Origin of the sequence: Pseudomonas sp. BN515 (assembly GCF_029873155.1) — a bacterium.
Taxonomy (GTDB): domain Bacteria; phylum Pseudomonadota; class Gammaproteobacteria; order Pseudomonadales; family Pseudomonadaceae; genus Metapseudomonas.
The window spans coordinates 173218-192143 of sequence record NZ_SSOH01000093.1 but is presented as its reverse complement, the minus strand read 5'-3'; the positions used below and the strand labels follow the sequence as shown (position 1 = coordinate 192143).

Sequence of the window (18926 nt, the reverse complement as noted above, 5' to 3'; positions counted from 1 at the left end):
TGAGGAGCTGGCAATATGTCGATGGCCGATCGTGATGGCGTGATCTGGTATGACGGCGAACTGGTGCCGTGGCGCGAAGCAACCACCCACGTCCTGACCCACACCCTGCATTACGGCATGGGCGTGTTCGAAGGCGTGCGCGCCTACAACACCCCGGACGGCACCGCCATCTTCCGCCTGCAGGCCCACACCGACCGTTTGTTCGACTCGGCTCACATCTTCAACATGGAGATTCCCTTCTCCAAAGAAGAGATCAACGAAGCCCAGCGCGCCGCCGTCCGTGAAAACGGCCTGGAAAGCGCCTACCTGCGCCCGATGGTGTTCTTCGGCAGCGAAGGCATGGGCCTGCGCGCCACCGGCCTTAAGGTCCACGTGATCGTCGCCGCCTGGCACTGGGGCGCTTACATGGGCGAAGAGGCTCTGGTGAACGGCATCAAGGTGCGCACCAGCTCCTACACCCGTCACCACGTCAACATTTCCATGACCCGCGCCAAGGCCAACGGCAACTACATCAACTCGATGCTGGCCCTGCAGGAAGCCATCTCCGGCGGTGCTGACGAAGCCATGCTGCTGGACCCGGAAGGCTACGTGGCCGAGGGCTCGGGCGAGAACATCTTCCTGGTCAAGGACGGCGTGGTCTACACCCCGGAAGTGACCTCCTGCCTGAACGGCATCACCCGTAGCACCATCCTGACCCTGGCCGGCGAGCTGGGCATCAAGGTGGTGGAAAAGCGCATCACCCGCGACGAGGTGTACATCGCCGACGAGGCCTTCTTCACCGGTACCGCCGCTGAAGTCACCCCGATCCGCGAAGTGGACGGCCGCAAGATCGGTATCGGCCGTCGTGGCCCGGTGACCGAGAAGCTGCAGAAAGCCTACTTCGACCTGGTGACCGGCAAGACTTCCGCTCACGCCGAGTGGCGTACCCTGGTCAAGTAAACCGACTGAGCTGAACGCGGCAAGCCGCAAGCTGCAAGTGGTACCCACTGCTTGGAGCTTGCGGCTTGTCGCTTGAGGCTTGAAGCTGCCTTTTATGAAGATTCTGATCGTAGGACCCTCCTGGGTCGGCGACATGGTGATGGCGCAGACACTCTTCCAGTGCCTGAAGACCCGCCATCCCGACTGCGAGATCGACGTGCTGGCCCCCGAGTGGAGCCGGCCCATCCTTGAGCGCATGCCCGAAGTGCGCCAGGCGCTGAGTTTCCCTATCGGCCATGGCGTGCTGGATATCGCGACCCGGCGCAAGATCGGCAAGTCCCTGGTGGGGCAGTACGATCAGGCGATCCTCCTGCCCAACTCGCTGAAGTCGGCGCTGGTGCCCTGGTTTGCCGGTATTCCCAAGCGCACCGGCTGGAAAGGCGAGATGCGCTACGGCCTGCTGAACGACATTCGCGTCCTCGACAAACAGCGCTACCCGCTGATGATCGAGCGCTTCATGGCCCTGGCCTTCGAGCCCGATGCGGAACTGCCCAAGCCCTATCCGCGCCCATCGCTGCGGATCGAGCCGGCCAGCCGTGATGCGGCCCTGGCCAAGTTCGGCCTGGGCCTCGACCGCCCCGTGCTGGTGCTCTGCCCCGGGGCGGAGTTCGGTGAGGCCAAGCGTTGGCCCGCCGAGCACTATGCCAAGGTCGCCGAGCTGAAAATCCGCGCTGGCTGGCAGGTCTGGCTGTTCGGTTCGAAGAACGACCATCCCGGCGGCGAAGACATCCGCATGCGGCTGATTCCCGGTCTGCGCGAGGAAGCGGTGAATCTGGCCGGCGAGACCAGCCTGGCCGAAGCCATCGACCTGATGTCCTGCGCCAGCGCCGTGGTGTCCAACGACTCCGGGCTGATGCACGTGGCCGCTGCGCTGGGTCGCCCGCTGGTCGCCGTCTATGGCTCGACCTCGCCGCAGTTCACCCCGCCGCTGGCCGAGCAGGTGGAGATCGTCCGCCTTGGCCTGGAATGCAGCCCCTGCTTCGAGCGCACCTGCCGCTTCGGCCACTACAACTGCCTGCGCGAGCTCAAGCCGCGTCCGGTGGTTGAAGCCCTGGACCGGCTGGTGCCGGACCCGCTCGAACTGGTGGAGAGTCGCTGAGTGCGGGTACTGCTGATCAAGACCTCTTCTCTGGGCGATGTCATTCATACCCTGCCGGCGCTGACCGATGCGGCGCGCGCGATTCCCGGAATCCAGTTCGACTGGGTGGTCGAGGAAGGATTCGCCGAGATTCCCGCCTGGCACCCGGCTGTGGCCCACGTGATCCCGGTGGCCATCCGCCGCTGGCGCAAGAACCTCTGGCAGACCCTTCGCAGCGGTGAATGGCGTCGCTTCAAGCGCCGCCTGCGGGAAGCCCGCTACGACCTGGTGATCGATGCCCAGGGCCTGGTGAAAAGCGCCCTGCTGACGCGTTACACCAAGGCGCCGGTGGTCGGCCTGGATCGCGATTCCGCCCGCGAGCCGCTGGCCAGCCGCTTCTACGACCGTCGCTATCCGGTGGCCTGGGGGCAGCACGCCGTCGAGCGTGTGCGCCAGCTGTTCGCCCAGGCCCTGGACTATCCGCTGCCGGAAGGCGTGGGCAACTACGGCCTCAACCGTGCGCAACTGGCCGATGCCCCGGGCGGCGCGCCCTATCTGTTGTTCCTCCATGGCACCACCTGGGACACCAAGCACTGGCCGGAGAAGTACTGGCGCGAACTCGCCGAGCGGGCCTGTGATCACGGCTGGCATGTGCGCCTGCCCTGGGGCAATCCGACGGAGAAGGCGCGCGCCGAACGTATCGCCGAAGGCTTGGAAAAGGCGGCGGTACTCCCCAAATTATCCTTGGCGGGAATGGCCAAGGTGGTCGCCGGTGCGCGTGCCTGCGTGGCGGTGGACACCGGCCTTGGCCACTTGGCCGCCGCGCTGGACGTGCCGACCCTTTCGCTCTACGGCCCGACCAATCCGGGCTTCACGGGGGCCTATGGGCGGTCGCAGATCCACCTGGGTAGCGACTTCCCCTGTGCGCCGTGCCTGAAGAAAACCTGCGCCTACAAGCCGACGGCGGAGGATCTCCGCCTGTTCGACCTGGAGCGCGAGCAGCCGCTCTGTTTCACCCGGCTGAATCCGCAGCGCGTGGCGACCCAACTGGAAGCCCTGCTGCTGACCGAGGACATCCACTGATGCAACTGGCATTTGTGCTCTACAAGTACTTCCCCTTCGGCGGCCTGCAGCGCGATTTCATGCGAATCGCCCTGGAGTGCCAGCGCCGTGGGTATGCCATTCGCGTCTACACCATGATCTGGGAAGGCGACGTCCCGGAAGGTTTCGAAGTGCTGATCGCGCCGGTCAAGGCGCTGTTCAACCACAAGCGCAACGAGAAATTCACTGCCTGGGTCGAGGCCGACCTGGCGCGCCGTCCGGTGGACCGGGTGATCGGCTTCAACAAGATGCCGGGCCTGGACGTCTACTACGCCGCCGACCCCTGCTTCGAAGACAAGGCGCAGACCCTGCGCAACGGTCTCTATCGCCGCTGGGGCCGCTACAAGCACTTCTCCGACTACGAGCGCGCGGTCTTTGCGCCCGAGTCGAAGACCGAAGTGCTGATGATTTCCGAGGTGCAGCAGCCGCTGTTCGTCAAGCATTACGCGACGCCGGCCAAGCGCTTCCACCTGCTGCCGCCGGGCATCGCTGCGGATCGCCGCGCACCGGCCAATGCCGCGGAAATCCGCGCCGAATTCCGCCGTGAGTTCAAGCTGGGTGACGACGACCTGCTGCTGGTGCAGATCGGCTCGGGCTTCAAGACCAAGGGGCTGGACCGCAGCCTCAAGGCCGTGGCCGCGCTGCCCCGCGAGCTGAAGAAGCGCACCCGGCTGATCGTCATCGGTCAGGACGATCCCAAGCCGTTCCTGCTGCAGATGAAGGCCCTGGGCATCTCCGACCAGGTGGACATCCTCAAGGGGCGCAGCGATATCCCGCGCTTCCTGCTGGGCGCCGACCTGCTGATCCACCCGGCCTACAACGAGAACACCGGCACCGTGCTGCTTGAGGCCCTGGTGGCTGGCTTGCCGGTGCTGGTTACCGACGTCTGCGGCTACGCCCACTACATCGCCGAAGCTGACAGCGGCCGCGTGCTGCCCAGCCCCTTCGAGCAGGATGGGCTCAACCAGATGCTGGCCGGCATGCTCGCCGACGCGGCTGCCCGCGCGCGCTGGAGCACCAACGGCCTGGCCTTCGCCAACAGCGCCGACCTCTACAGCATGCCGCAGCACGCGGCGGACGTGATCCTCGCGGAGCGCCCATGAAGCTTGTTCTGAAGCCCCCGTTCGAGCGCCTGTGGGCCGGACGTGACGCCTTTGTCGAGGTGGAAGCGCTCAAGGGCGAGGTTTACCGCGAGCTGGAAGGGCGTCGCACCCTGCGTACGGAGGTGGATGGCGAGGGTTTCTTCGTCAAGATCCATCGCGGCATCGGCTGGGGCGAGATCGTCAAGAACCTGATCACCGCCAAGGCGCCGGTGCTGGGCGCCGGCCAGGAGTGGGCGGCGATCCAGCGCCTGCACGAAGCGGGCGTGCCCACCATGACCGCCGTCGCCTTCGGCGAGCGCGGCAGCAATCCGGCCAGCCAGCACTCCTTCATCGTCACCGAAGAGCTGGCGCCCACCATCAGTCTCGAGGACTTCTGCGTCGACTGGCCGCGCAATCCGCCGCCGGTACGGCTGAAGTGGGCACTGATCGACGAAGTCGCGCGAATGACCGGCACGATGCACCGCGCCGGGGTCAACCACCGCGACTGCTACATCTGTCACTTCCTGCTGCACACGGCGCGACCGGTCACAGCCGAAGACTTCAAACTGTCGCTGATCGACCTGCATCGTGCGCAGACGCGCGCCGCCACGCCCAGACGCTGGCGCGACAAGGACCTGGCCGGGCTGTATTTCTCAGCGCTGAACATCGGCCTGACCCGTCGCGACAAGCTGCGTTTCCTCAAGGCCTACTTCCGCCAGCCGCTGCGCCAGGTGCTGAAGGACGAGAGCAGCCTGCTGGCCTGGCTTGAGCAGAAGGCCGCGCGCCTGCTCTCGCGCTATGAGCGCAAGTACGCCGGGGGAGGAGAGGCGTGAGCCAATGGAAACTGGCAGAGGGGCTGGACGCCGGAGTTACCGAGTTGTTCGCCGACCTGGATAAGGTGTTCGCCCTGCAAGGTGACTGGATCACCGGCGATCCGCTGTCCGAAGTGTTGCGGGTGGAGCACCGTGGGGTGCGCTACTACGTCAAGCGCTACTGGGCCGCGGGCAAGGGCTTGCGTCGCTGGTTCGGCCGGCCACGGGTCAAGGCCGAATGGCAGAACCTCAAGTATTTCTCCACCTGGGGCATTCCCACCGCGCCTGTAGTGGGCTGGGGACAGGAGCGGCGTGGCGGCACCTTCCATCGCGGTGCCCTGATCACTCAGGAGCTCAAGGGCACCGTCGACCTGGCGGAAATGGCCAAACAGGGCGATCCACGTCTGGCCGATCCACGCTGGGTCGACAATGTCAGCCGGCAACTGGCCAAGGCCACCCGCTGCTTACATGACCACGGCTTCGCCCACAACGACCTGAAGTGGCGCAACCTGCTGGTGGACGAGGCGGGCGACCTGTTCCTGATCGATTGCCCAACGGGCACCTTCTGGTGGGGGCCGTTCCTGCATTATCGAGTCATCAAGGACCTGGCGTGCCTGGACAAGGTCGCCAAGTACCACCTCAGCCGAAGCCAGCGGCTGCGCTTCTACCTGCAATACCGGGATCAATCGCGTCTGCAAGGCAGCGACAAGCGCCAGGTGCGGCAGATCCTCAAGTTTTTCGAGGGACGCGAATGAGCGACTTCATCGCGGCGGGGGATCGCGAGATCTTCGCCCGTCATGGACTGGACAGCTTCGAATCGCTCTGGGCATTGCGCCTGGACGCGGTGGACGAGCCCAATACCGGCCGCGGCGGCTGGAGCAGCGTGTTCCGTCTGGATCTGGGCGATGCTGCCTACTACCTCAAGCGGCAGAGCAACTTCCTCACACGTAGCGTGCTTCGGCCCTTCGGCGAGCCCACCTTCGCTCGGGAGTTCCGCAATATCCGCCGCTATCAGGAGCTGGGTGTACCGGCCCTGCAGGCGGCTTTCTTCGGCACCCGTCAAGTCAACGGGGAGTGCCGAGCGATCCTGGTTTCCCGCGCCCTGGACGGCTGGCGCGAGCTGGCTGCCACGCTTGATCACTGGGGTGGGATGATCGCCGGACAACGCTCGGCGATCATCGATGCGGTGGCTGGCCTCGCCCGGCGTCTCCACGGCGCGGGGCAGGTGCACGGTTGCTTCTATCCCAAGCACGTCTTCCTGCGGGAAACCCAGTCCGGCTTCGAAGCCTGTCTGATCGACCTCGAGAAAACCCGGCCACTGCTGCTGGGACGCCGGGATCGGGTCAAGGACCTGGAAACCTTGGTGCGCCGGGCCAATGCCTGGGGTGAAGCCGAAGTGCGTGAGCTACTGGCGGGCTATCTTGAGTGTCCGCAGGATTCGGCGGAGGTCAATGACTGGCTGGAACGCCTGGCCAGTCGCCGTCGCAACAAGGAAGGCGCGTGATGACCCTGGCGGAACTGGCCCACGTGGGGCGAACCCCGCAACTTCCCATTCAACTGGACGTGGCAGGCGGACTTGAGCTGCAGAGCCTGCTGCGGGTACTGCCCGGGCAGCGTTACGTAGGTGTTGCCTTGTGGCAAGGTCGCAAGGTACTGGCCAAGCTGCTGGTCGGCGGCAAGGCCGAGCGGCATTTCCAGCGGGAGCTTTCCGGCACTCGCGCCTTGCACGGGCAGGGCATCGACTCCCCGGCATTGCTGGGCGAGGGATATCAGGCCGGATTGGGCGGCTGGTTGCTGTTCGAGTACCTGGATTCGGCAGAAAGCCTCTGGGACGCCTGGCGCAAGGTCGAACGTGATGCACCGTTGTCCGACGGCCAGCAGGAAGTACTGGGCGAGGCCCTTGGTGCCATCGCTCGACTGCATCTGGCGGGGCTTGTGCAGGAAGACCTGCATCTGGACAACCTGCTTCGTCACGGCGGCAAACTGCAGGTGATCGATGGCGGCGGCATTCGCGCCGAAACGCCCGGCAGCCCGCTGCCTCGCGACAAGGTCATGGCCAACCTGGGCGTTTTCTTCGCCCAATTGCCGGCGGAGCTGGATCCTTTCCTGGAAGAGCTGCTGGTGCAGTACCTGCTGGTGAACGGCGAGCACGCCCTGCCGCTGGAGGCGCTGGAAAAGAAAATCGCCCGGATGCGGCGCTGGCGCCTTGGCGACTACATGAAGAAGATCGCCCGCGATTGCAGCCTGTTCAGTGTGACTGGTGGTGCATTCGGCCTGCGCGCGGTTCGTCGCGAGGCTGAAGCGGGCCTGGATGGATTGCTGCGGGCGCCGGATGCCGCCCTGGAGCAGGGGCGTGCACTAAAGAATGGGGCTACCGCCACAGTGGCCGAAGTCACCCTCGAAGGGCGCAAGCTGCTGGTCAAGCGCTACAACATCAAGGGGCTGGTGCACTGGCTGACGCGTTTCTGGCGTCCGAGTCGCGCCTGGCACAGCTGGCGCGAAGGCAATCGACTGGAGTTCCTCGGCATCGCCACACCGCGCCCGTTGGCCGTGATCGAACGGCGCTTCCTCTGGCTGCGCAGCCGTGCCTACCTGATTACCGAATATCTCTCCGGGCAAGATATAATCGCCCGTTTTCGACCTCATCTGGATGACCCGGATGGGGCTGGTGCTCCACCCGAAGCCGAGTTACGTGCCCTCGACCGACTGTTCGCCGCGCTGATCCGTGAGCGCATCAGCCATGGCGATTTCAAGGGCAGCAACCTGTTCTGGCAGGACGGCCGCTGGATCCTGATCGACCTCGATGCCGTTTGCCAGCATCGCAGCGAACGCAGCTTCGCCCGGGCCTATGCCCGCGATCGCGCGCGCTTTTTGCGGAATTGGCCGGCCGAATCGGCGTTGCACCAGCTACTGGATAAACGTTTACCGCAGGTGCCGGGCACCTGCCCTGAAAGAGGCTAACCCCCGTGGCATTGACGATTCTCGGCCTTTCCGGCGCCCTCAGCCATGATCCCTCCGCCGCTCTCTACATCGACGGCAAGCTGATCGCGGCCGCCGAAGAAGAGCGCTTCGTGCGCGACAAGCACGCGAAGAATCGCATGCCCTACGAGTCGGCCAAGTTCTGCCTGGAACAGGCTGGCATCAAGCCGTCCGATGTCGATGTCGTGGCTATTCCCTTCGCCCCCATCAGTCTGTTCGGCAAGGCCCGCTGGCACTACGCCAAGCGCTACTGGTACGCCCCGGACCGCGCGCTCGACGCCATCCTCATGGGCAATCGTCGCTACAAGCGCTACCGCAAGAAGATCGTCTGGTGCCTGGAGCAACTGGGCTTCGACGCCAAGAAGGTGAAGATCGAGCCGGTGGAGCACCACCTGGCCCACGCCTCCAGCGCCTACCACTGCTCTGGCTTCAAGGAGAAGACGGCGATCCTCGGTATCGACGGCAAGGGCGAGTACGCCACCACCTTCTTCGGCTGGGGCGAGAACGGCAAGATCCACAAGATCAAGGAGTTCTACGATCCGGACTCCCTCGGCGGCCTCTACGGCGCGATCACCGAGTACCTGGGCTTCGAGATGCTCGACGGCGAGTTCAAGGTCATGGGCATGGCGCCCTACGGCGACGCCGCCAAGTACGATTTCTCTCGCCTGGCCAAGTTCGAAAACGGTGAGCTGATCATCAACACCGATTACGCCAACGTCATCGGTTTCCGCCGCTACAAGGAAAACGGCAAGGGCTACTACTTCTCGCCCAAGCTGATCGAGTGGCTGGGGCCGAAGCGCCAGGGCGACATTGCCGACGATCCCTACATCCACTACGCCGCCAGCATGCAGGCCCTGTTCGAGAAGCTGGCGCTGGAGATGATGGACTACTACCTCGGTGACATCATCCGCGAGACCGGCAAGATCGCCTTCGCCGGCGGCTGCGCACTGAACGTCAAGCTGAACCAGAAGATCATCGCCCGCCCGGAAGTGAAGGAGCTGTTCGTCCAGCCCGCGTCCGGCGATGCCGGCACGTCCGTGGGCGCCGCTGCCTACGTATCGGTCAAGCGTGGCGTGCCGGTGGAGAAGATGGAGCATGTCTACCTCGGCCCGTCCTTCTCCAACGAAGACGTGATCGCTGCCTGTGCCAAGCACCCGCAGAAGCCGGTGTTCAAGCGCATCGAGAACACCCCGCAGCGCATCGCCAAGATCATGGTCGACGGCAACCCCGTGGCCTGGTTCCAGGGCCGCATGGAGTTCGGTCCGCGCGCCCTTGGCGGTCGTTCCATCATCGGTTGCCCGAGCGCTGTCGGCGTGGCTGACCGCATCAACGAGCAGATCAAGTTCCGCGAGCGCTGGCGCCCCTTCTGCCCGTCGATGCTGGACACCGTCGCGCCGCAGATGCTCAAGGTCGATCACCCGTCGCCCTTCATGACCTTCACCTTCGAAGTCAACGAAGAGTGGAAGACCCGCGTGGCCGAAGTGGTGCACGAGGACGGTACCTCTCGCGCCCAGGTGCTGGAGCGCCGCCACAATCCGCGCTGGTACGACCTGATGAAAGAGCTGGAAGTCCTCACTGGCAACGGCGTGTCCCTGAACACCTCGCTCAACCGCCGTGGCGAGCCGATGATCTGCTCGCCCACCGACGCGCTGAACATGTTCTACGGCTCGGACCTGCAGTACCTGATCATGGAAGACATCCTCGTCGTCAAGGAAGGCAAGGATTGGTATGACAATGTCTGACTCGCCGCTCCTGAGCGTAGTGATTCCGGCGTACAACTATGCCGCGACTGTTGCGCGTGCGGTTGAGTCCGTACTTGTCCAGTTGCCGGACGCCAATGCAGAGCTGCTGGTGATCGACGACGGTTCTACCGACCAGACCCCTCAGGTGCTGAGCTCGCTGCAGGAGAAATTCCCAGGCAGTTTCCGCATGCTGCGAAAGGAGAACGGTGGCTTGGCTTCGGTTCGTAATCGAGGCATCGACGAAGCCCGTGGCGATTTCCTGATTTTCCTCGATGCGGATGACGAAATGGCACCTGGTGCCCTCTCCGCCCTGACGGAGCATCTGAAGGCCAATCCGCAGAGCAGGCTGGTGATCGGTGCGCATTGGTCGGTTTTCGAGAGTGGTAAGCGGACGTTGCACGAGGTAGCGCCGTTGCCCGAGTCGCCCTACGAGCGCGTCCGCGGCTACCTGATTGACAAGCGGGTAGCCTTGTCCAATGGGGCTTGCGCCATGCATCGCGATGTCTTCGGGCCGGGTCGCTATCCAGAGCGTTTCCGCAGTGTCGAAGACATTCCCGTCTTCGCCCAGGTCCTGGCGCGTTTTCCCTGCTCCGTGGTTCAACAACCTCTGGCTTTGATCCACAAGCATTCCACCAGCCTGCGTCACAACCTTACCTATGCCCGTGCGGTTGGCCTGTCCCTGGTTGACGAGGTCTTCTCCCCTGCACGCATGCCTTCCGAGCTCCAGAGGTTGAAGACCGCCTACAAGGCTCAGCGCTGCCTGTCGCTGTTTCGCACCTGCCTGCTCGCTGGTGACCAGGAAAATGCCCGCGAGTACTACCGAGAAGCATTGCGCACGGATTGGCGGGTATTGTTGAAGTGGTCCTACACACGCAAGGCCGTCAGGCTATGGCTGCACTGAAACCCATGAAAGTGCTGGCTCTGAGTTCGGCGGGGCGAGAGCCGGATTTTTCCTGTGTTTACGAACATCTGGGTGGGCAGCTCGATCTCGAACTGAAGATACTCGATAAGGGCGCCCAGCGTGACCTGAGTCGCACGCTGCGTTCCGTCGACCTTTCGCTTTACGATCGCATCCTTGTCGACCTCCACTTCAAGAACATCCATCGGCAAACCCGGTTCCTGAGCCGGCTTTCCGGCCTTCTGATCTATGAGGAGGATGCTTGCCAGAATTATCTGGAGAGCTCTCGCTGGCATGGACGCTTCAGTCGCTTCTATAGGCAGTTGCCCAACGCCCGCATTGTTGTGACCGGTGCCAGCGTCGCCGAGCGATTGAGGCTGGAAGGCTTCAAGGTCCACTTCATTCCTAAAGGTTATGACCCGCGCATGATCTTTCACGAGGAGGTGGAGCGAGATATCGAGTTGGGTTTCATTGGGCGGACTGCGAGTTCTGCCTACCAGGAGCGGAGACGATTTCTGGATCGCTTGGCGGCTGAGGACTCGCTGCAACTGTTGCGCACCGCTCCCGGAGAACCTTACCGGAAGATGCTGAACCGTATTCGCTACTTCGTCAGTGCCGACGTTGGCTTGGGCGAGTACATGGCGAAGAACTTCGAGGCGATGGCCTGCGGATGCGTCTTGCTGGCCTGGCGTCAGGGTAGCGAGGAGCCGGCAATCGGTCTCGAAGATGGTGTCCACCTCTTGCTGTATTCCGACGTCGACGAATTGCGGGCGCACCTGGCCAGGCTGCGCAATGATTCGAACCTGGCGCTGGCCATAGCCGAGGGGGGGCGACGATTCGTCGAGCGACACCTTTCCCACCTCAAGTTGGCCGATCATCTCATCGAGGTAATGGAAGGGCCCTGGCCGCCGGTTGAGTCCGTTTCCTCCTGGCGGGCCTTCTGGTCCCGGATCAACCCATTTTGAGCAATCCCATGTCTCCGACGACCAACGACCAGCAGCCGCTAGTGAGTGTGATCATCTCTTCTTACAACCACGCGCCCTACATCGAGGCAAGTATTCTCAGCGTGCTGGCGCAGAGTTACCCGAACATTGAGTTGTTGGTGGTGGACGATGGCTCTCGTGATGACAGCGTTGCCCGCATCGAGGCGCTGCAAGCTGTCCATGGTTTCGATTTTCGCGTCCAGTCCAACAAGGGATTATCGCGAACCCTGAACGAGACCATCGAGCGGGCAAAAGGCAGCCTGATCGCCCCCTTTGGCTCGGACGACATCATGCTCCCGGAGCGTATTGCCAGGCAGGTCGCCTACATGATGGATAAACCGGAGGTCGGCATCTGTGCCGGGGATATCCAGACTATCAATGCGGATGGAAAACCCAGCGGCAGGCCGCGTGACTTGGCGTTTCGCCGCCTGGATTTCGAAGACGTATTCCTTGCTCGCAAGCCAGGAGCTCCTGCACCCACGCTTCTATTCCGCCGGGAGGCGCTTGATCGGGTTGGCAGTTTCGAGCCTGAAGTCCGCCTTGAGGACCTGATGATTGAGCTGAAGATTACCCGGAGTGGGTATTTCATCGACGTCCTCGGCGAACCTTTGGCACTTTACCGGGTGCATGACAGTAATACTTATAAGAACTATCGCTTTATGGTGGAAAATGTACTGAAGACCTATGCGCGCTTCAGTGATCATCCTGCGTATCCGGAGGTCTGTGCGCGATTCCGCAACTCGATGCTGCTCAAGTGTGCGCGGAGCGATAGGGCGTTGGCGTGGGAGTTGCTTTCTGAATTACCTCTTCGCTACTGGAACGGCAAGACCTTGCGGGCTATGGGACGCCTTTTTTATGGTCGGAACTAATGTGGCGATGGAGTATTTACACCAGTCGGTCAATCCAGAAGTTTCGGTAGTTATCCCGTGCTATAACTTTGGTCGGTTTTTGCAAGAGACTGTTGGTAGTCTGCAAAGGCAGAGCTACCAAAACTGGGAAGCGATTATTATTGATGACGGTTCTGTTGATGATACAGCGAGTCGTGCGGCTGCCTTGGCGCAGAAAGATACTCGTGTTCGCTATGTCTATCAGGTGAATCAGGGGGTTTCTGCTGCGCGTAATAGAGGGATTTCGTTAGCGCGTGGGGAGTTTGTGATTTTTTTGGATGCTGATGATCTGTTGACGGCTGAGAAGTTGCGGTCGCATGTTGAGCATTTTCGGCGCTGCCCACAGGTCAATATTTCTTATTCTAAGTTTCGCTATTTTTTAGATGGTAAGCCGGAAGTTTGTTTTGCAAACTATGGGCTTGACTCGCACCAGGAGTGGAGTCGTCCAGTTTCCGGTTTTGGAAGGACAAGCTTTCCTGTGTTTATTCGAAAGAATAATTTTCCACTTCAGGCTGCAGCCTTTCGTCATGTTTTTTTGCAGAAAGTTGGCCTTTTCGATCAGGGCATGCGTGCCCTGGAGGATTGGGACTATTTATTGCGTTGCATTCTGCGCGGAGCGTATATGGAAAGCCTGAGAGATGAAGGCTCCATGACTTTGATTCGGGTGCACCCAAGCAGTGCTACTCGAAATGTCGCATTTACTGACTACATTGGTCGTGTATATGGAAATGTATCTATTGAATTAGATCGTCTGCGCGCATCCTCTAACGCGAAAGATGTTGGTTTTTATGCTAAGCATTTGAAAAGGGCACTGCTTGAGAAGGCGCGAAGAGAAAGGAAGCGGATGTTTAAGGAGGGGAAGGGGGAAATTATTGACCGCATCATTGGTTTAGGTTTTTTGAATTTTTCCGGGTTGTTAGGGATTTCCAGGGAGTTTGGCTTTGTGAGCTTTGCCAAGGCTTATCTGGGGGCGTTAAGAAAATATCTATCTATCTAAAAGAATTTTGTTTTATGGGGAACGTGTATTTTGGTGGCTGGTTTGCGCGATTGACTGTAATCGGCTTGTTCTGTTTTTTGTGTGCGCCATGGTTGTTGCAGAGTAATACGCATTATCATCGGCTTATTATTGTTTTTTTGTGGCTGCCGGCGTTGTTGCACGTTTTTCTGATGCGTAAGCACTATCCATCGATGGATAAGTCGTTTGTCGTGCTGTATTTAATGGCTTCCGCGTGGTTCGTGTTTGTTTCTGTTTTAGATGTGGGGCGCGGAGGCGAGCTGCGCGAGATTAAGCTACCATTTTATATAGGTCTTAGTCTGCTTGGTTGTGTGGTCTGTGCCATGTGTTTGCGGGAGCGCTTCACCGGATTTTTACTGCTTTGTTGTGCGATTGGCGGACTGGGGGCTGGGCTTTCCTGGTTTATCTTTTATTTCGTACAGGAGCATGATTTTTCCGAGCGAGTTGTGAATTTGGGGCTGTGGCGGGTGGTGATTCCTGCCGCTCAGGCCTGTGGTGCACTGTTTATTCTGACGATATTCCTTGGGTTTGATCGCAAGCGTGGGGTTGGACTCCTATGTGTGCTGGTGTTGGCGTTGTTGGGGTTCGGTGTGTTTATTTACTTCAGCCAGACACGCTGGGTGTGGTTGAGTCTAGTGTTGTCTTGTGTTGGCGGGGCCATCTTGTTACGGAACAAACTGGCCTGTGGTGGGGCGGCAATTGCTCTGTTGTTGATTGGGGCAATTTTCCTTGCCATTCCTGAGCTTTTATCCAATCGCGGCCTTTCTTATCGGCCTGAGATCTGGCAGGGGGGCTTTGCTCTGTTGTTGGATAACTGGTGGGAGGGTGTTGGATCTAAGGAGTACTGGATTGCGATCAAGTCCACTCCAGTTCGGTTCAATCATGCACACAACATGTTCCTGGATATTGGCATCCGCTTTGGTGTTCTTGGTCTGCTTCTATGGATAGGACTCTGGTGTTGGACTGGCTGGCACGCCATCAAGTGGCGCCATACTTCGTTGGGTGGAGCGACGGTTGCCTTGTGGCTGTACTCTGGGCTGGTGGTCCTTACGGATGGCACGATGCCATGGGTAAAGCCATCGACCATCTGGTTCGTGACTTGGCTCCCTGTGGCGTTAGTGCTGGCGATGGATACTTGTGTCAGGCAGGGGAAAGAGGATCGGGACTTCCCGGTTGCTGGTTGAATCTGATGCCGGTGCTCCACTTTAAGCTGGTGGAAATGCTTGGCGATCTTAAGGTTGCTGCCTTCACGTAGGCTTGGCGGTGGTCGGTCGCTCATAGGCCTGCAGCAGACGCTGCCAGGGGAAGTCGTCGATCTGACTGCGGCGTAGGTAGCCATTGAGGTGTTGCAGGTTACGTTGCGCTAATCGACTGCTTAGCGGGCCGCGCTTGAAGCGCATGTCCAGGAAGTCGATGAGGCCGAATTCACCGTCGGGCAAACGCAGGATGTTGCCCAGGTGAAGCGAGCGGAAGTAGATACCGCGCTGGTGCAGGGTACGGATGAAGTTTGCGAGTTCGGGTAGCAGCTCGTCGAACTCGGGGCGTACATGGCGATACAGCTGATCCAGCGATTGTCCAGGTAGCGGCTCATAGAAGCAGGCACTGACTGCCTGGACCTTGTCCAGCCACATGCACTCGCTGACCTTGGGCGTCGTGATACCGCGTTCGGCAAGCAGTTCGGCGTTGCGGGCGAAGCGTTGTGCGGAAGGCCGCATGCGGGCGAGCCAAAGTCGGCGGCGTGGCCGGAATATCTTCAGCAGTTGGCCGTCCGGCTGACGCAGGACCTTGGGGCCACGGCCGTCTTTCTCCAGGACCTCGCCGTCGTCTAGCCACTGCTGCATTTCGTTCGCTGGTACAATCCGCATCAATTTTCTCTGAGTAGCAATAGGGATCGAGAGTGGCCAATTCTAACCAGCAATCGGATCTCCAGGTTTATCTGCGGTTGCTGCGCTATGTCAGGCCGTATGTTGGCTTTTTTGTTCTCAGCATCATCGGATTCCTGATCTTCGCTTCGAGCCAACCGATGTTGGGCTACGTGCTCAAGTACTTCGTCGATGGTCTGGCCGATCCGCACGCCGCATTGCTCCCGCATGTTCCCTACCTCAAGGATATGAACCTGATACAGGCCGTGCCGCTGCTGATCGTGTTGATCGCCATCTGGCAGGGTGTGGGTTCGTTTCTCGGCAACTTCTTCCTGGCCAAGGTTTCATTGGGACTGGTGCATGACTTGCGGGTGGCTCTGTTCAACCAGTTGATGCAACTGCCAAACCGCTACTTCGACAGCCACAACTCGGGCCACCTGATTTCGCGCATCACGTTCAACGTGACCATGGTCACGGGTGCCGCTACCGATGCGATCAAAGTGGTGTTCCGCGAAGGGATGACGGTGATCTTCCTGTTCGCCTCGCTGCTGTGGATGAACTGGAAGCTGACCCTGGTGATGGTGGCGATATTGCCGCTGATCGCGCTGATGGTCAGCAGTGCCAGTCGAAAATTTCGCAAGCAGAGCAAGAAGATCCAGGACGCGATGGGAGATGTGATGCACATCTCCTCGGAGGCTATCCAGGGATATCGTGTAGTGCGCAGCTTTGGCGGTGAGCCCTACGAGCAGCAGCGCTTCCTGCAAGCCAGCGTAGGCAATACCGACAAGCAGCTGAAAATGATCAAGACCGGGGCGGTCTATACCCCGATGCTGCAACTGGTCATCTACAGCGCTATGGCCATCTTGATGTTTCTGGTGCTGTTCCTGCGGGGCGATGCATCCGCGGGCGACCTGGTCGCTTACATCACTCTGGCGGGACTTTTGCCGAAACCCATCCGCCAGTTGAGTGAGGTGAGTTCGACCGTTCAGAAGGGGCTGGCTGGCGCCGAGAGTATCTTCGAGCAGCTCGACGAGAAGCCGGAAGTTGACAATGGAACCACTGAGCTGGAGCGAGTGAGCGGCCGCCTTGAAATCCGCAACCTCAGCTTCCAGTATCCCGGCACCGACAAGGCGGTACTGCAGGACATCAGCTTCGAAGCCGCCCCCGGCCAGATGGTCGCGTTGGTCGGGCGTTCCGGCAGTGGCAAGTCCACCCTGGCCAACCTCATTCCGCGCTTCTACCACCATGAGCAGGGTCAGATCCTGCTGGATGGCGTCGATATCGAGGATTACCGTCTGCGCAACCTGCGCCGCCACATCGCCCTGGTGACCCAGCAGGTGACCCTTTTCAACGACTCGGTGGCCAATAACATCGCCTACGGCGATCTCGCTGGTGCGCCGCGCGAAGATGTCGAGCGGGCGGCCGAGGCGGCCTACGCCAAGGAGTTCGTCGACAAGCTGCCGCACGGCTTCGACACCGCGGTGGGTGAAAATGGCGTACTGCTCTCCGGCGGCCAGCGGCAGCGCCTGGCAATCGCCCGCGCCCTGCTGAAGAACGCGCCGGTGCTGGTACTGGACGAGGCTACCTCTGCCCTGGATACCGAGTCCGAACGGCACATCCAGGCCGCGCTGGACCGCGTGATGGATGGCCGTACCACCCTGGTTATCGCCCACCGCCTCTCCACTATCGAGAAGGCGGACCTGATCCTGGTGATGGATCAGGGGCGCATCGTCGAGCGCGGCACTCATGCCGAGCTGCTGGCCATGAACGGCTATTACGCCCGTCTGCATGCCAACCAGTTCGCCGAGGAGACCCAGCCGGAGGTGAGCTGAGCCGGATGATCCAGCGGTCGCTGTCCGGCTGGGTGCTTCCGCACGCCGGTGCGTCATGGTGAGCTGGTCAAGATGCGCCCTGCGTCGGATCGAGCAGGTCAGTCCAACTGACCTGCTATGGTATGATCCGCGCCGATTTTGACGTCCGGAGACCCCATGAAGCTGTCCATGCCCCGATTTGATCAGGCCCCCGTTCTGGTGGTGGGCGACGTCATGCTTGACCGCTACTGGCATGGCGGTACTTCGCGCATTTCGCCCGAAGCACCGGTGCCCGTGGTCAAGGTGGAGCAGATCGAGGACCGTCCCGGCGGTGCTGCCAACGTCGCGCTGAACATCGCCGCACTCGGCGCTCCTGCCATGCTGGTGGGCATCACCGGCCTCGACGAAGCGGCAGACAGCCTGACCGACAGCCTCAACGCAGCAGGCGTTGATGTGCATTTCCAGCGTCTCGCCGAGCAGCCGACCATCGTCAAACTGCGCGTTATGAGCCGCCACCAGCAATTACTGCGCATGGACTTCGAGGAAACCTTCGATACCAACGCCGAGGCGCTGGCCGCTGAGGTCGAGCGCTTGTTGCCCCAGGCCAAGGTGCTGGTGCTGTCCGACTACGGCAAGGGCGCGCTGAGAAATCACCAGGCGCTGATCCAGGCCGCTCGCCGTCGTGGTGTTCCGGTGCTGGCCGACCCCAAGGGCAAGGATTTCAGCATCTATCGCGGTGCCAGCCTGATCACGCCGAACCTCAGCGAATTCGAATCCATCGTCGGCCGTTGTGCCGATGAGGCCGACCTGGTCGCCAAGGGCGCTGGCCTGATGCAGGAGCTGGAGCTGGGCTCCCTGCTGGTGACCCGCGGCGAACACGGCATGACCCTGCTGCGTCCCGGCCATTCCCCGCTGCACCTGCCGGCCCGCGCCCGTGAAGTATTTGATGTCACCGGCGCCGGCGACACCGTGATTTCCACCCTGGCCGCCGCCCTCGCCGCAGGCGAAGAACTGCCGCAGGCCGTGGCGCTGGCCAACCTCGCCGCCGGCATCGTGGTCGGCAAGCTCGGTACCGCCGCCATCAGCGCTCCGGAACTGCGCCGTGCCGTGCAGCGCGAGCAGGGGTCCGAGCGCGGCGTGCTGAGCCTCGACCAACTGCTGCTGGCCATCGAGGACGCTCGCGCCCATGGCGAGAAGATCGTCTTCACCAACGGCTGCTTCGACATTCTCCACGCCGGCCACGTGACCTACCTGGAGCAGGCCCGCGCACAGGGCGACCGCCTCGTGCTGGCGGTCAATGACGATGCATCGGTCAGCCGCCTCAAGGGGCCGGGCCGCCCGATAAACAGCGTTGAGCGGCGCATGGCGGTGCTGGCCGGTCTTGGCGCAGTCGACTGGGTCGTCAGCTTCCACGAAGACACTCCGGAGCGTCTGCTCGGCCAGGTCAAACCCGATGTGCTGGTCAAGGGCGGCGACTATGGTATCGACCAGGTGGTCGGCGCCGATATCGTCCGTGCCTACGGCGGTGAAGTGCGGGTGCTGGGCCTGGTGGAGAACAGCTCCACCACCGCCATCGTCGAGAAGATCCGCAGCAAATAACTCCCTCCACTGGCAGCGCTGCCAGTCGCTGGCGTCGGCCCGGTCATAGGCGACTGGGTCGATGCCGAACATCATCAAGGCATCCTCATCCTGCATGGA

General features: G+C 61.3%; 17 protein-coding genes. 16 read left to right on the top strand and 1 reads right to left on the bottom strand.

Going from position 1 to position 18926, the window contains the following annotated elements; all coding sequences use genetic code 11:
- Nucleotides 1-15: 15 nt before the first annotated feature.
- The 14 genes from E8E91_RS28590 to E8E91_RS28525 all read left to right on the top strand — a co-directional run bounded on the left by E8E91_RS28590 (nt 16) and on the right by E8E91_RS28525 (nt 14739).
- Nucleotides 16-939, top strand: coding sequence for a branched-chain amino acid transaminase (locus E8E91_RS28590; RefSeq protein WP_151137720.1), 924 nt, complete (start codon nt 16-18; stop codon nt 937-939).
- Between the two features lie 94 nt (nt 940-1033).
- Nucleotides 1034-2077 carry a lipopolysaccharide heptosyltransferase II gene (gene waaF, locus E8E91_RS28585; RefSeq protein WP_280380608.1) on the top strand — a complete coding sequence of 348 codons (1044 nt, stop codon included), beginning with the start codon at nt 1034-1036 and terminating at the stop codon, nt 2075-2077.
- Entirely contained in the window at nt 2078-3139 is a 1062-nt protein-coding gene (waaC, locus tag E8E91_RS28580) for a lipopolysaccharide heptosyltransferase I (RefSeq protein ID WP_151137715.1), read from the top strand.
- The gene (locus E8E91_RS28575) at nt 3139-4260 is read left to right on the top strand and encodes a glycosyltransferase family 4 protein (RefSeq protein WP_280380606.1); all 1122 of its coding nucleotides are present in this window, start codon (nt 3139-3141) and stop codon (nt 4258-4260) included. Before waaC ends, E8E91_RS28575 begins: the two co-directional genes overlap by 1 nt.
- Entirely contained in the window at nt 4257-5072 is an 816-nt protein-coding gene (gene rfaP / locus E8E91_RS28570) for a lipopolysaccharide core heptose(I) kinase RfaP (RefSeq protein WP_280370376.1), read from the top strand. Before E8E91_RS28575 ends, rfaP begins: the two co-directional genes overlap by 4 nt.
- On the top strand, nt 5069-5806 hold the full coding sequence (locus E8E91_RS28565) for a lipopolysaccharide kinase InaA family protein (protein ID WP_280380604.1): 738 nt from the start codon (nt 5069-5071) through the stop codon (nt 5804-5806). Before rfaP ends, E8E91_RS28565 begins: the two co-directional genes overlap by 4 nt.
- The gene (locus E8E91_RS28560; protein WP_280380602.1) at nt 5803-6555 is read left to right on the top strand and encodes a lipopolysaccharide kinase InaA family protein; all 753 of its coding nucleotides are present in this window, start codon (nt 5803-5805) and stop codon (nt 6553-6555) included. Before E8E91_RS28565 ends, E8E91_RS28560 begins: the two co-directional genes overlap by 4 nt.
- Nucleotides 6555-8012, top strand: a complete 1458-nt coding sequence (locus E8E91_RS28555; RefSeq protein ID WP_280380600.1) for a lipopolysaccharide kinase InaA family protein — start codon at nt 6555-6557, stop codon at nt 8010-8012. The genes E8E91_RS28560 and E8E91_RS28555 overlap by 1 nt, the downstream gene beginning before the upstream one ends.
- 5 nt (nt 8013-8017) lie before the next feature.
- On the top strand, nt 8018-9772 hold the full coding sequence (locus E8E91_RS28550) for a carbamoyltransferase (protein WP_280380599.1): 1755 nt from the start codon (nt 8018-8020) through the stop codon (nt 9770-9772).
- Nucleotides 9759-10673, top strand: coding sequence for a glycosyltransferase family 2 protein (locus E8E91_RS28545; RefSeq protein WP_280380597.1), 915 nt, complete (start codon nt 9759-9761; stop codon nt 10671-10673). The genes E8E91_RS28550 and E8E91_RS28545 overlap by 14 nt, the downstream gene beginning before the upstream one ends.
- Nucleotides 10661-11635 carry a glycosyltransferase gene (locus tag E8E91_RS28540; protein WP_280380595.1) on the top strand — a complete coding sequence of 325 codons (975 nt, stop codon included), beginning with the start codon at nt 10661-10663 and terminating at the stop codon, nt 11633-11635. The genes E8E91_RS28545 and E8E91_RS28540 overlap by 13 nt, the downstream gene beginning before the upstream one ends.
- An 8-nt stretch (nt 11636-11643) precedes the next feature.
- The gene (locus tag E8E91_RS28535; RefSeq protein ID WP_280380593.1) at nt 11644-12522 is read left to right on the top strand and encodes a glycosyltransferase; all 879 of its coding nucleotides are present in this window, start codon (nt 11644-11646) and stop codon (nt 12520-12522) included.
- Nucleotides 12509-13537 (top strand): glycosyltransferase family 2 protein, encoded by a 1029-nt coding sequence (locus tag E8E91_RS28530; RefSeq protein WP_280380591.1) that lies wholly within the window; start codon nt 12509-12511, stop codon nt 13535-13537. Before E8E91_RS28535 ends, E8E91_RS28530 begins: the two co-directional genes overlap by 14 nt.
- 14 nt (nt 13538-13551) lie before the next feature.
- Entirely contained in the window at nt 13552-14739 is a 1188-nt protein-coding gene (locus E8E91_RS28525; protein ID WP_280380590.1) for an O-antigen ligase family protein, read from the top strand.
- 63 nt (nt 14740-14802) lie between these two features.
- Here E8E91_RS28525 and E8E91_RS28520 read toward each other — a convergent pair whose 3' ends face one another.
- Nucleotides 14803-15396: a lipopolysaccharide kinase InaA family protein gene (locus E8E91_RS28520; protein ID WP_348532234.1), complete on the bottom strand. Its 594-nt coding sequence runs from the start codon at nt 15394-15396 to the stop codon at nt 14803-14805.
- Nucleotides 15397-15452: 56 nt separating this feature from the next.
- Here E8E91_RS28520 and msbA point away from each other — a divergent pair, with 56 nt between their 5' ends.
- On the top strand, nt 15453-17249 hold the full coding sequence (msbA, locus tag E8E91_RS28515) for a lipid A export permease/ATP-binding protein MsbA (RefSeq protein ID WP_280380586.1): 1797 nt from the start codon (nt 15453-15455) through the stop codon (nt 17247-17249).
- A 156-nt stretch (nt 17250-17405) separates the two neighbouring features.
- The gene (gene hldE, locus E8E91_RS28510) at nt 17406-18827 is read left to right on the top strand and encodes a bifunctional D-glycero-beta-D-manno-heptose-7-phosphate kinase/D-glycero-beta-D-manno-heptose 1-phosphate adenylyltransferase HldE (RefSeq protein WP_280380584.1); all 1422 of its coding nucleotides are present in this window, start codon (nt 17406-17408) and stop codon (nt 18825-18827) included.
- The last annotated feature ends 99 nt before the right edge of the window (nt 18828-18926 follow it).

Excerpts from the sequence above, each read along its gene's own strand:
- E8E91_RS28530 (WP_280380591.1), top strand. The coding sequence starts at position 12,509 with ATGGTCGGAACTAATGTGGCGATGGAGTATTTACACCAGTCGGTCAAT.
- E8E91_RS28520 (WP_348532234.1), bottom strand. The coding sequence starts at position 15,396 with ATGCAGCAGTGGCTAGACGACGGCGAGGTCCTGGAGAAAGACGGCCGT.
- E8E91_RS28590 (WP_151137720.1), top strand. The coding sequence starts at position 16 with ATGTCGATGGCCGATCGTGATGGCGTGATCTGGTATGACGGCGAACTG.
- E8E91_RS28540 (WP_280380595.1), top strand. The coding sequence starts at position 10,661 with ATGGCTGCACTGAAACCCATGAAAGTGCTGGCTCTGAGTTCGGCGGGG.
- waaF (WP_280380608.1), top strand. The coding sequence starts at position 1,034 with ATGAAGATTCTGATCGTAGGACCCTCCTGGGTCGGCGACATGGTGATG.
- E8E91_RS28535 (WP_280380593.1), top strand. The coding sequence starts at position 11,644 with ATGTCTCCGACGACCAACGACCAGCAGCCGCTAGTGAGTGTGATCATC.
- rfaP (WP_280370376.1), top strand. The coding sequence starts at position 4,257 with ATGAAGCTTGTTCTGAAGCCCCCGTTCGAGCGCCTGTGGGCCGGACGT.
- E8E91_RS28555 (WP_280380600.1), top strand. The coding sequence starts at position 6,555 with ATGACCCTGGCGGAACTGGCCCACGTGGGGCGAACCCCGCAACTTCCC.
- hldE (WP_280380584.1), top strand. The coding sequence starts at position 17,406 with ATGAAGCTGTCCATGCCCCGATTTGATCAGGCCCCCGTTCTGGTGGTG.
- E8E91_RS28545 (WP_280380597.1), top strand. The coding sequence starts at position 9,759 with ATGACAATGTCTGACTCGCCGCTCCTGAGCGTAGTGATTCCGGCGTAC.
- E8E91_RS28560 (WP_280380602.1), top strand. The coding sequence starts at position 5,803 with ATGAGCGACTTCATCGCGGCGGGGGATCGCGAGATCTTCGCCCGTCAT.
- E8E91_RS28575 (WP_280380606.1), top strand. The coding sequence starts at position 3,139 with ATGCAACTGGCATTTGTGCTCTACAAGTACTTCCCCTTCGGCGGCCTG.
- E8E91_RS28525 (WP_280380590.1), top strand. The coding sequence starts at position 13,552 with ATGGGGAACGTGTATTTTGGTGGCTGGTTTGCGCGATTGACTGTAATC.